Source organism: Acinetobacter sp. YH12208, from assembly GCF_013418055.1.
GTDB classification, from domain to species: domain Bacteria; phylum Pseudomonadota; class Gammaproteobacteria; order Pseudomonadales; family Moraxellaceae; genus Acinetobacter; species Acinetobacter pseudolwoffii.
Window position 1 is genome coordinate 76,791 of record NZ_VPCT01000001.1, and the last position, 12,775, is coordinate 89,565.

At 43.2% G+C, this 12,775-nt stretch carries 7 protein-coding genes; 3 read left to right on the top strand and 4 right to left on the bottom strand.

All coding sequences use genetic code 11. The features are described 5' to 3' along the window. Positions 1-86 precede the first annotated feature (86 nt). Positions 87-1,817 carry a dihydroxyacetone kinase subunit DhaK gene (gene dhaK, locus FTU95_RS00350; RefSeq protein WP_180077168.1) on the bottom strand — a complete coding sequence of 577 codons (1,731 nt, stop codon included), beginning with the start codon at positions 1,815-1,817 and terminating at the stop codon, positions 87-89. A 299-nt stretch (positions 1,818-2,116) separates the two neighbouring features. Between dhaK and FTU95_RS00355 the strand changes: the two genes are divergently transcribed. Next, positions 2,117-3,376, top strand: coding sequence for an RES domain-containing protein (locus FTU95_RS00355; protein ID WP_100328830.1), 1,260 nt, complete (start codon positions 2,117-2,119; stop codon positions 3,374-3,376). A 211-nt stretch (positions 3,377-3,587) separates the two neighbouring features. Here FTU95_RS00355 and metH read toward each other — a convergent pair whose 3' ends face one another. Further along, on the bottom strand, positions 3,588-7,274 hold the full coding sequence (gene metH, locus FTU95_RS00360; protein WP_180077170.1) for a methionine synthase: 3,687 nt from the start codon (positions 7,272-7,274) through the stop codon (positions 3,588-3,590). Between the two features lie 532 nt (positions 7,275-7,806). Between metH and FTU95_RS00365 the strand changes: the two genes are divergently transcribed. Further along, positions 7,807-9,426, top strand: a complete 1,620-nt coding sequence (locus tag FTU95_RS00365) for an inorganic phosphate transporter (protein ID WP_180077172.1) — start codon at positions 7,807-7,809, stop codon at positions 9,424-9,426. A 151-nt stretch (positions 9,427-9,577) separates the two neighbouring features. On the opposite strand, the gene FTU95_RS00370 is transcribed toward FTU95_RS00365, so the two are convergent. Together FTU95_RS00370 and FTU95_RS00375 are read right to left on the bottom strand one after the other, a co-directional pair. After that, positions 9,578-11,119, bottom strand: coding sequence for a hypothetical protein (locus FTU95_RS00370; RefSeq protein ID WP_180077182.1), 1,542 nt, complete (start codon positions 11,117-11,119; stop codon positions 9,578-9,580). 219 nt (positions 11,120-11,338) lie between these two features. Beyond that, positions 11,339-11,956: a rhomboid family intramembrane serine protease gene (locus tag FTU95_RS00375; protein ID WP_180077192.1), complete on the bottom strand. Its 618-nt coding sequence runs from the start codon at positions 11,954-11,956 to the stop codon at positions 11,339-11,341. Positions 11,957-12,115: 159 nt separating this feature from the next. Here FTU95_RS00375 and nfuA point away from each other — a divergent pair, with 159 nt between their 5' ends. Then, the gene (nfuA, locus tag FTU95_RS00380) at positions 12,116-12,754 is read left to right on the top strand and encodes a Fe-S biogenesis protein NfuA (RefSeq protein WP_005096238.1); all 639 of its coding nucleotides are present in this window, start codon (positions 12,116-12,118) and stop codon (positions 12,752-12,754) included. Positions 12,755-12,775: the final 21 nt, after the last annotated feature.

Here is a 12,775-nt window from a genome sequence, read left to right on the forward strand (position 1 = left end):
CTTTTTCTGCTGTCTTGCTTGAGCACCAGCTGTATACCCGGAAATAAAAAAAGCCCCGATGATTCGAGGCTTTTTTAATAAATGATTTATTTAATATGTGCTGCAATGTCGCTAAAGATCACACCTAAACCATGTGCACCGGCATCCGGATAGCCTAAGCTACGGTCACCGACCGTACCGGCACGGCCCATACGTGCCACAATCTCTTGAGTCGATTCTGCACCTTTTACCGCAGCCGCTGCACCCAAGACAAAGTTTTCTTTAAAAGTCTTGCCGGTATTGGCAGACCATGAATCTGCACATGGTACTAGGGCATCAATCAGGGTTTTATCCCCCACCACGGCACCACGACCAAATGAACGCTCACCGGTCACTTGAATGCCTTTGACTGCCGCCTGCAACATTTCAGCAAAGTCAGCGACAGTTAAACTGGTTTTATCTTGAATGGCCTTACTCGCGGCACGGAAGGCTGAACCCCAGATTGGACCTGATGCGCCGCCACAGTATTCCATAATGATCATTGAGCAGTTCAGCATGAATTCATCCATATGCTGTGCTTGAATCAGACTTTGCCATTCACGTTTTAGCTGTTTAAAGCCTTTGGCCACGCTCATGCCAAAATCACCATCGCCGGCATGCGCATCTAGCTCGCAGAAAGGCACTTCATTTTTAATAATGCAAGCCGCCATGACATCGACGACATAACGCATATTCTCAATCGTGAATTGCTCATTGCTGATTATTGCATGTTCAGGTTGGGTTTCAACTTCGGTATTGGCGCTGCGTTCAGCTGCTGCATTTTTTGCTGCAAATTCAAAAGGTAGTGCAGGTGAACCATCCGTTTTAAATGCAGGGGTATTGGCTTCTGCATCTAAATAGGTTTTCAGTTCAGCATCCAGAGCAAGTAAAGATACCGATGCACCGTTCATGTCGATACTGGTCATGTAGTTACCGACAAAAGTACGATAAATTTTGATGCCTTTACGTGCCAAATGTTCGCAAACATCGTTGTTAAAGACATACAGCTCCTGCATTGGCGTTGAACCAAAACCATTGACCAATACCGCTACTTCAGTCAGGTCAGGACGGTCAAGAAACAGGTCATCAACAATACGTTGAGCCAGTTCTTTTGATGGCAATATTTTTTCACGACGAATTCCCGGTTCACCGTGGATGCCTACGCCGTATTCCATTTCATCATCGGCAAGAGTAAAGGTTGGAGTGCCCTTGGCAGGAACGGTACATGAGCTATAAGCAAAACCAAGACTAATGACATTGTCCGCAGCTTTTTGAGCCACAGCTTTGACTTCAGGAAGTTCTAAGCCTTTTGATGCTGCAGCACCGGCAATTTTATGTACCAATACTGTACCGGCAACACCACGACGACCGACAGTATATAAGCTGTCTTTGACTGCAATGTCATCTGCTACTTTGACGTAATCCACGTTAATGCCGTCATCTGTTGCAAGCGCTGCACCATTCTGGAAATTCATCATATCGCCAGAATAGTTCTTGATGATCATCAGCACGCCTTTGTCTGTTGCGACATGCTGCAATGCTTTATAGACCTGAATTTGAGAAGGCGATGCAAATACGTCACCACATACGGCAGCATCTAACATGCCAGTACCGACAAAGCCTGCATGTGCAGGTTCGTGACCTGAACCACCACCACTAATGAGTGCCACGTTATTGTGTTTTTGTTTACGCGAAATGATTTTGTGTGATTCGGTAAATGTCAGTTCAGGGTGGGCAAGGACAAAGCCTTTGCACATTTCGACAACCAGGTTTTCAGGGTTGTTGATGAGTTTTTTCATGGAGGAGGGCCTTCACGTATTCTGGGAGAGGTCTAAAGTCTTATTATTATGGAAATGTTTAAAATTTGCTGACTTAAAAATGTAAAAATGGTTTTTTATGGATTAATGGGTTAGAAAAGGGGCGATTCTAATCCCCCTAAATCCCCCCTTTAATAAAGGGGAACTTGCCACGAATTTTATAGCGGTTATTGATTCATGTTGTCCCTCTCTCTTTAAAGGGGAGGAAGGGAGTGTTAAGAAATCAAAGTGATTTTAGTTTATAGTATGCTGATTTTTAATAAGAATATTTGGACTTATAAATGTTGATTTGTAAAAGTTGTATTGACAAAAAGTTACCACCTTATACATACAATAAAGAAAATTTTGAAATTCAGTTTTGTACAGAGTGTCAAAGCGAAACTGAGCATTTGGATTATAAAATCTTTAAAAATAAATTATTTCAGGTCATATCTACTAATTATAAATTTTTGAGGGATTTGCCAGATAGAGCAGGTTGGTTTTATGAAGCACATGATGAGGAGGGTGTGAGCAATTTTTATAATTTAATTGAATGGTTGGAGTTAAATGAGGAACTAACAGAAAAATTAGCTGAAGATGCAGATGATATATTTGGTGATGAGTTATTAGTACTTTATGATGATTCTTTAGAGGAATATGATGGTTGTCATAAAGAACGTGAGTGGGAAAAAATCCAGAAAAGTTTTAAACATGAATTTAGGTTTTTTAATCCAAGACTAAAGGAATTCTTGGATCATACTTTTGAATACTTGCTAGATAATAATAAAATCCAACATTCACTTTTAAGCATTATTACACCGAATACCATTTTATATCGTGGAAGAAGTTTCGATAGTAGTAATGCATTATTGAAAGAAATTAATGAAAATAATCTGACATTTGAATTTGAATTTGAAAAAGAAAATGAAGATATTGCAAAAAATATTCGAGATAAATTTGGGTTGGTGCCATCATTCTTAGCTAGTGATCAAAGAATGACACCTTTTGGAATTTCAGCTCTTTATTTGTCGACGGATAAAATGGCATGTGTAGCTGAAATAAGAGCCTTAGTTGGGCAATATGTTGGTATTGCTCAATTTTCTAATAGAGTAGAATTAAAATTATTAAATCTAAATAAATTAGCACAGGGTCTATATCCTCATCATTTAGATGAAAGCTATTTGGAGAAATTGGATATTTATATATTTTTTAAGAAGCTAATAGCGAATATTGCTAAGCCTAAGCTTGAAAGTGGTAAATTTGATTATTTAATAAGCCAATATTTTTTTGAGTACCTAAGAGTAAAGTTTGGAGATGAAGTTCAAGGAATTTTCTTAAAGTCAGTACAATTACCTACTGCTGACAATATTATCTTATTTCCAGAGATTACTTCTAAAGGAATAGATAGTTCAATTACAACAGGAAATAATAAAATTTATTTCTCATGGAATACGGCTGCAATGTATGGTCTCAGTATTTCAAAAGTTAAATCAATAGAAATTAAAACTGAAATTGAATATATATCTCATCCGCGAATGAGAGAATCGTCCGACTGGATTTAATCCCTCCCAACCTCCCTTTAAAAAAGGGAGGAGTGGTCACGCAATTCATTTAATCACATGACAAAGTTCCCCTTTGAAAAAAGGGGGATTTAGGGGGATTCAAAGGTTCAAAACAAAAAAATCCCCTCACTCGAGGGGATTTTTTATTCGATACGAATGGATTCTTCCCCCTTTATCAAAGGTGAGAAACTAAGTTTCGCAAGGGGGGAGCTTAAGAAATCGAATCATCCAAATTCGGCGCTAACCAGCGTTTCGCCTCATCCAAGGTCCAGCCTTTACGCTTCGCATAATCTTCCAACTGATCGCCAGAGATTTTGCCTACGTTAAAGTATTCAGTTTCAGGGTTTGCATAATAGAAACCGCTCACTGATGAAGGTGGCCACATTGCAAAACTTGTCGTTAAGTACGTACCAATCTTATCGGTTGTACCTAACCAGTCAAAGAGTGGCGCTTTTTCAGAATGTTCAGGACACGCAGGGTAGCCCGGTGCGGGACGAATACCGACATACTTCTCTTTAATCAAATCTTCATTCGACAATTGTTCATCTGCTTGGTAGCCCCAGAATTCTTTACGGATACGCTGGTGCAAATGTTCAGCAAATGCTTCAGCAAATCGGTCACCTAAAGCCTGCGCCATAATTGCAGAATAATCATCGCCTTTGGCTTTGTATTCTTGCGACAGCTCTTCCGCACCAAAGATTGAAACTGTAAAACCACCCAAATAATCCTGAGCCACATCTTTCTGTGCAATAAAGTCCGCCAAAGAATAGTTGGCTTTGCCTGTCACTTTATCCGACTGCTGACGTAGATGTTCAAAAGTATGGGTCACATTGCCATTTTCATCTGCCACAGCAACAGTGTCGCTTGCCACACGGTTGGCAGGATAAATGCTGAAGGTGGCACGCGCATCGAAACGTTTATTCTCGATGATATCTTTCAGCATAATTTGTGCTTGTTCAAACAAGTCACGTGCTGCTTCGCCCACTACGTCATCTTCCAGGATTTTCGGGAATTTACCCGCCAGACTCCAAGAAATAAAGAACGGTGTCCAGTCAAAATATTCCACCAAGGTTTCAAGTGGATAATTGGTGAAAGTTTCCGAACCAATGAAGTTAGGTTTTACTGGAGTGTGTGCACCGAAATCAATTTTAAAGCCATTTTCAATTGATTTTGCATAAGACAATTTGGCGGCTTTCGGCTGTTTATTGGCTAAACGTGTACGGATTTTTTCATAATCCGCCGCATAGTCCGTTGCCAGTTTTGGTTTCATCTCGGCAGAAAGCAATTGTGTTGCCACACCGACTGCACGTGAAGCATCAGCTGTGTAGTACACACCATCATTTTGATATTGCGGTGAAATCTTTACAGCGGTATGGGCTTTAGAGGTGGTCGCACCCCCAATCATTAGTGGAATGTTAAAGCCTTTACGCTGCATTTCTTTGGCAACAAAGACCATCTCGTCCAGAGAGGGCGTAATCAAACCAGACAAACCGATAATATCGACTTTTTCATCAATTGCGGTTTGCAGGATTTTCTCGCACGGCACCATCACGCCCAGATCCACGATGTCATAACCGTTACAGCCCAGCACCACGCCGACAATGTTCTTACCGATGTCGTGTACATCGCCTTTTACCGTCGCCAGCAGGATTTTACCTTTGGCTTCAGCTTGGGTTTTCTCAGCTTCAATAAACGGATTCAGCCAAGCCACTGCCTGCTTCATCACACGCGCAGATTTTACCACTTGTGGCAAGAACATTTTACCGGCACCAAACAGGTCGCCAACCACGTTCATACCTGCCATCAATGGGCCTTCAATCACATCCAGTGGACGTGTAGAGTTTAAACGCGCTTCTTCAGTGTCTTGGTCAATATACGTCGTGATGCCTTTGACCAGTGCATATTCAAGACGTTTTTCAACAGACTCATTACGCCATTCCAGGTTTTCTTCGGCTTTTTGCGTACCACTTTGACCACGATATTTTTCAGCGACAGCCAGCAGCCGTTCTGTTGCATCCTGACCACTTTCGCCTTGATTCTGGTTTTGAACCACATCTTCAACGGCAGCTTTTAATTCTTTATCAATGTCATCATAAATCGCCATTTGACCGGCATTCACAATCCCCATGGTCATGCCTTTTTGAATGGCATGGTACAAAAATACTGAGTGAATCGCTTCACGTACTGGCTCATTACCACGGAATGAGAACGAGACGTTAGAGACACCACCTGAAATCATGGCATGGGGCAGATTTTCTTTAATCCAGCCAGTCGCTTCAATGAAATCAACCGCATAGTTATTATGTTCTACAATCCCTGTCGCAATCGCAAACACGTTCGGGTCAAAGATAATATCTTCAGCAGGGAAGCCCACTTCATTGACCAGCACATCATAAGAGCGCTTACAGATCTCTTTTTTGCGAGCGGCTGTATCGGCCTGACCATCTTCATCAAATGCCATCACAATCACTGCGGCACCGTACTGACGGCACAGGCGGGCACGTTCGACAAACTCGTCATAACCTTCTTTTAAGGAAATCGAGTTCACCACGGCTTTACCTTGCACGCATTTCAAACCTGCTTCGATAATCTCCCATTTAGAAGAATCGAGCATGATCGGCACACGTGAAATATCCGGCTCAGACGCAATCAGATTCAGGAAGTGCACCATGGCGCCTTGTGAATCCAGCATGCCTTCATCCATGTTGATATCGATAATTTGTGCACCGGCTTCAACCTGCTGACGGGCAACATCGAGTGCTTCGGCGAAGTTTTCTTCACGAATCAGACGCAGGAATTTTTTCGAACCAGTGACGTTGGTACGTTCACCGACGTTCACAAACAATGAATCCTGGGTGATGTTAAATGGTTCTAAACCGCTTAAACGACAAGCTGGCGCAATCTCAGGAATTTGACGCGGGCTAATGCCTTCCACTGCTTGTGCAATTGCGCGGATGTGATCCGGTGTGGTACCACAGCAACCACCGGTAATATTGATCAGGCCGCTTTCCGCAAATTCTTTAATGAAAGCTGCAGTTTCTTCCGGTGTTTCATCATATCCACCGAAGGCATTTGGCAAGCCAGCGTTAGGATGTGCTGAAACAAAAGTATCCGCTACATCCGACACGGTTTTGACGTGTGGACGCATCGCATCTGCACCAAGCGCACAGTTAAAACCAATCGAGATCGGTTCTGCATGACGCATCGAGTTCCAGAACGCTTCTGCGGTTTGACCGGTTAAGGTACGGCCAGATGCATCGGTAATGGTGCCTGAAATCATGATTGGCAGTTCATAGCCCAGTTCTTTAAAGACTTCTTTCACCGCAAAGATCGCAGCTTTGGCATTTAAAGTATCGAATACGGTTTCAATCAGGATGATGTCGACACCACCTTCAATCAGCGCTTTGGTTGATTCAATATAATCCACTTTTAAGGCATCAAAAGTGATGTTGCGGAAGGCTGGATCGTTGACGTTTGGAGAAATAGACGTGGTACGTGATGTCGGACCAATCACACCTGCCACAAAACGTGGTTTTTCTGGGGTTGAATATTTGGCACAGGCTTCTTTGGCCAGACGCGCGGCTTCACGGTTAATCTCGGGAACCAGATCTTGCATATGATAGTCAGACATCGAAACCCGCGTACCGTTAAAGGTATTGGTTTCAATAATGTCGGCGCCAGCTTCCAAGTAAGCTTCATGAATACCTTGAATGATTTGTGGTTGTGTCAAAACGAGCAGGTCGTTATTGCCTTTCAGATCATAAGCCCAATCAGCAAAACGCTCGCCACGGTAATCGGCTTCTTCCAGTTTATGGCGCTGGATCATGGTACCCATCGCACCATCGATAATTAAAATTTTCTTGGCAAGAAGTTCTTTTAAGGTGGCAAGTGTCGACATTCAAACTTTCTCAGTAGAAATCAAAAAACATCGGCCATATTAGCAGAATTAATGCTTGAATTCTGCGCCTCCTTTCTCAGAATGATGGATATACATGATATGAAAATTTGATAAGTCAGTTAGAACAAGACAGGTTTTTGTTATCCGGTCTTGCAGTATTCAGCTTTAAAATGGGATCTGGCTAAAACTGGCAAAAATATATTTGAAAAATTAAGCTGATGCTTTTATTCATGAAATTGTCATATTTATTGACTATGCTCTGTACATAGAAATTATGGTCATCTTAAGCGTAGATGGAGTTTCAAAGCTTTAAGCGCAAAAACAGGACACGTTTCTGAGTTCTGAAAAGCTGGAATTTTATCTTAAGTTGATGATTTATTGAATCAAACAGCAGTGTTTTACTCGGGATTAAACAGGACGAACAGCAGTAAGAAAATCTAAATTATTGCTTCATATGACAGCAGTTTGTCATATAATTGTCACAATTTAACTGAACAATAGGGGAATTCTTGAATCCTCTATTCCTGCTTGCATGAATCCTAATCAAACTCCCATAGATTCAGCACACGAGTCGGCTTCGCACAAGTCGACCAATGTTCACGTGCCGACACCAAAATTCTTTATGCCAGTTTTTCTAACTGTCATTATCTCTACTCTTATTTATATCGGTTTTCAATTGTCTGCCGATTTAGCGCATGTTCCTGCACTGGGTTTATATTCAATTATTCTCCTGGCGACGGCATTGTTTATTGCGCTGGGCTTTGAATTCGTCAATGGCTTCCACGATACTGCCAATGCGGTTGCCACGGTCATTTATACCAATGCACTTTCTGCGCCTGTCGCTGTAATGTGGGCCGGTTTCTGTAACTTCCTTGGGGTTATGGTGGCCAGTGGTGCGGTGGCTTACGGTATTATTGCACTGTTACCTGTTGAGCTGATCATGAATGTCGGCTCCGGAGCAGGTTTTGCCATGGTGTTTGCCATGCTGATCGCTGCGATTGTCTGGAACCTGGGAACATGGTTTCTTGGTATTCCTGCATCCAGCTCACATACCCTGATCGGTTCGATTCTGGGTGTGGGTATCATGAACTACATTCTGCACGCGAGTAGCGGTGCATCGGGTATAGACATGGAGCAGGTAATGAAAGTCGGTAAGGCGCTGTTATTTTCGCCTTTAATCGGTTTTGCATTTGCCGCTGTGCTGTTCTTGCTGGTGAAAAAAATCTTCAAGAAACAGGTGGAGCTGTTCCAGCCACCTGAAGGTAATAAACCGCCACCCCCTTTAATTCGTGCCATTTTGATCTTTACCTGTACCGGTGTCAGCTTTGCGCACGGTTCAAATGATGGTCAAAAAGGCATGGGACTGATCATGTTGATTTTGATTGGCTGTGTACCAATGGCGTACTCACTCAACAAAAACCTAGATCAACAGCATATCCAGACTTTTGGTCAATTGTCTGCGCAAACGGCCAATGCGATTTATCCAGACCATGCGGATATTGAAGATGACAAAGCGCGTCAGATCATCACGACTTATATCCAAACCAAAGAAATCACCCCTGAAGTGGTGCCTGCATTGGCGAGCCTCACAGATCATTTAGGTGAAAAAGTCGGTAGCTATAGCAGCATTAGGGAAGTGCCTGAAGCACAGGTTTCAGAATTCCGGAATGACATGTACTTAAGTACCACAGCTTTCAAGCGTTTGGACAAAGCAGAAGCTTTACCTGCAATGACGGCTGAACAGGACAAAACGGTAGATCAATACCGTGACAGTCTGGATTCATTCTTGCAATACATCCCGACCTGGGTGAAAGTGGCCGTTGCTCTGGCGCTGGGTCTGGGTACTATGGTTGGCTGGAAGCGTATTGTGGTGACAGTCGGTGAGCGTATTGGTAAGCAGCATATGACCTATGGTCAGGGTATGTCTGCTGAACTGGTGGCGATGTCGACCATTGCGGCTGCGGATGGTTTCGGGATGCCGGTATCGACCACTCATGTATTGAACTCTGCGGTTGCAGGTACCATGGTGGCGAATAAGTCAGGTCTGAACTTCCAGATGGTGAAAACCATTCTGTCTGCCTGGGTTTTCACTTTACCCGCCACAATTTGTTTATCAGGTGCTTTGTACTGGTTGTTACTTAAAGTTTTCTAATATTATTAGATAAGTAAAAAACGCTGCTTTTGCAGCGTTTTTTTATGAAGTTTTTTAAAATCCTCTCCCTTGGAGAGGGTTGGGGTGAGGGGGAGAATTTTGAATAAAAATAATATTGACTCTAGGAGAAGGGTAGAGTGAAGGAAATAAATTACTTCTTAAGCTTACTCAATAATCCCTTGGGTAACTTCTCTGTCGCAAAACCATATAGGGCAGCAAAAGGTAATGCAGTTCGCGCCAGATAAGCCACTCGCCACAAGCCACCATGATTGGCGCCATGCATCATCAATTCCAGTGGATGATTCAGCTTCACTTCAGGATTGGCCACAGAGGTAGCATTACGCAGATCATGAATCCACAGGGCTGCCATCAGTGCATTTGTGGTTTCAGGTGCAAAAGCTTCGACATCAAACAGACTGGCACCGTTGAACGCGGCTTTTAATAGCGGATTCTTGGTGACTGAATACGTGGTTGTAGATGGAGCGATATTGATGCTGACACGTTGACCCTGAGCGCGAGCTAAAGTAGCACGCCATTGTTGAATGCGTTTGGCTAGTGCATAGTTTGGACCTTGTTCTACCACCAGACAGTCACAAATCCCATAAGACTGGTCACCAGATTGAATCAGCTCATGCGCATTTTTCTGAAAAAAGTGTTTGCGGCTTACAGTCGATACACCTTTGGAAATCAGTGTCTGTGCTTTCGAGCGCTCCGCATATTTCACTTTTGATGCTTCAATCACTTCACTTGGAACCGCATAGACATCGGTCGGGGTACACATATACATCAGGCTGGTATTGGCTTTTTGTTCGCTGACATATTTCATGATGGCATCCATCGCCATCGAAACACGGACATGCTTCTCGCCATCCAGATAGGCAATTGCGGCCAGATCCAGATCCGGCTCAAACTGTAATAGCCATTTAGCAATCTCGGGAATCTGAGTCAAAAGATTGGCACCGAGTTTTTCTTTTAGAACATCGTCAGGCGTATCTTCTGCAAGTGCTTCAGTACAGGGTGCATACAGCGTGGCATTGCCTTGGCTGATGGTATCGACAATCTTGCCCCAGACCCGGGTGCTGGGCAGGTCAATCGCCACAATATTGGCTTTCCATTTTGCCAGCCAGGTCAAAGGGCCAGCTTCAGATGCAGCACCAAACAGCACCATGGTTCGATCTGACAAATCAAACCATTCTGGGCGCGCCACACATTCACGCAGGGCATTGGCATGGCTGCTTTCCATAATACCTTGGTTTTCCCAACGTTCAATCTGCTCCAATAAGGCATAGCCTTGCAGCTTCTGGCCGTGGTAGGGCACATACCATTCTGGTGCAGCCTGACTGCTTCCCGTCAATTTAAAGCTATGTAGTTGATCAGCTGGCAAGGTGAGGGTATCTTTCAGTAAATGCTTCTGGCCATCACGGTAAAATTCAAAGGTCTGATGTGCCTGTGCCAGACCATCTTCAGCAATTTTCAGGCTGGCTTCAGGCGAGCTTAGTCCTTGCTCGACCAGTTGCTTAAAATGCACGGTATATTGTTTGCGCCAGTTTTTTTCTGATTGTGCCTGTGCAGCACTGTGCTGATTCACATTGGACAAAGCTGCTGCGATGATCGTGCGTCCTGTTTTTGAGCTACTTGGTTTTTGTTGATTGGACTGAAGCGGAAATTGAAGACCGTCTGGTGTAGTGGACATGCAAAATATCTCGTAAATGACAGTAATTAATATACAGATGTATACATTATCGCTGCAAAATTCACTCCAAGATTGGCAATAAGTGACATCATGACTTTTTAATATATTACGAGATGTTTCAAATAAATAAGAGAGCCATGGCGCTCTCATTTATTTTTAGCGGAAATATCAAGCTTATCTTATATGTAGCCTTATTTCTCTAGCCTTCAATAACCCTGATTAAAACGGAACCTGCATCAGTTTATTCAGGAAATGCGGAATCAGGCGTGGCTCCAGAATAATGGTCATGATCACGCCGTAGGCTGCTCCCCACAAATGCGCGCTATGATTAATGTTGCTATTGCCTTTTTTGCCTGACCAGATGCTATAAGCCACATAGAGCACGGCAAAAATAATCGCAGGAACCGGTATAAAGAACACGAAAATCAGCTTCCACGGTTCAAACAGAATATAGGCAAACAGCACCGCAGAGACTGCACCTGATGCACCAAGGCTGGCCCAGCGCGGATTATTTCTATGGGTCAGATAACTTGGAATAATAGCTGCAATCAGACCGCCCAGATAGAACAGAATAAAACCCAGATCATATAAATACTGACGATAAAAGCTCTCGATCACACTGCCAAAAAAGAACAGGGTAATCATATTGAATAGCAGGTGAGTTCCATCGGCGTGAATAAAACCATGGCTAATAAAGCGGTCATATTGTCCACGTTGCAGTGCCGGTGGCCAGAAAATCAGGCGATTCATCACCGTCTCTTTAGAGAAGGCAATAAAGGACACAATACAGGTGATCAGAATAATGGTAACGGTGTGATTAAAAGGTAAATCAAGCATATAAAGTAATTCTAATGGTGCCTATTTGCCAATTATCATGCCATTAAAATTGCACTAAAGTTGTACTTTTATAATAAATCCGACAATTTTAGTTGATTTTTAAAAATTCCCCCCGATCTTCAGTTAAAATAGCCGTCTGAGCTTGAGGAAATTATTGTTATGTCGACTGAGAACAGCAGCACTCCAGTTGTTGGTGAAATTCCCAACTTATTGATTACACCAACAGCACAAGAGTATTTAAAGGATTTACTGGATAAACAGAACACCCCGGGTATTGGTGTGCGTGTTTTTGTAGAACATCCGGGTACTCCTCGCGCTGAATGTTGCATGGCCTATAGTGCACCTGATGAAGTTGTGCCGACAGATTATAAGCAGGAATATCCTGAGTTCCCTGCTTTTATCGACTCGCCATCTATTCCGTATTTACTTGATGCCGTGATTGACTACAACAAAGACCGTTTTGGTGGTCAGCTGACCTTCCGTGCACCGAACTCTAAAGTGCCACGTGTGGGGCCAGATGCATCGGTAGAAGAGCGTATTACCTATGTATTGCAGTCTGAAATTAACCCGGGTCTGGCAGGGCATGGCGGTAACTGTGCACTGGTTGAAGTCAAAGAAGACCCAGAGCATGGCTTAACAGCGGTGCTTAAATTTGGCGGTGGTTGCCAGGGTTGTTCAGCGATTGATATCACCTTGAAACAAGGGGTAGAAACCACGCTAAAGCAGCATATTCCTGAATTGATGCATGTCGTTGATGAAACGGATCATAGCCAATCTGAAGGTGCGTATATGAAATAAGCTGTTCTATAGAACAGTTCA

What these genes read in the sequence shown, in the direction of transcription:
- metH (WP_180077170.1), bottom strand. Translation starts at nt 7,274, where the DNA reads ATGTCGACACTTGCCACCTTAAAAGAACTTCTTGCCAAGAAAATTTTA.
- nfuA (WP_005096238.1), top strand. Translation starts at nt 12,116, where the DNA reads ATGTCGACTGAGAACAGCAGCACTCCAGTTGTTGGTGAAATTCCCAAC.
- FTU95_RS00375 (WP_180077192.1), bottom strand. Translation starts at nt 11,956, where the DNA reads ATGCTTGATTTACCTTTTAATCACACCGTTACCATTATTCTGATCACC.
- dhaK (WP_180077168.1), bottom strand. Translation starts at nt 1,817, where the DNA reads ATGAAAAAACTCATCAACAACCCTGAAAACCTGGTTGTCGAAATGTGC.
- FTU95_RS00355 (WP_100328830.1), top strand. Translation starts at nt 2,117, where the DNA reads ATGTTGATTTGTAAAAGTTGTATTGACAAAAAGTTACCACCTTATACA.
- FTU95_RS00365 (WP_180077172.1), top strand. Translation starts at nt 7,807, where the DNA reads ATGAATCCTAATCAAACTCCCATAGATTCAGCACACGAGTCGGCTTCG.
- FTU95_RS00370 (WP_180077182.1), bottom strand. Translation starts at nt 11,119, where the DNA reads ATGTCCACTACACCAGACGGTCTTCAATTTCCGCTTCAGTCCAATCAA.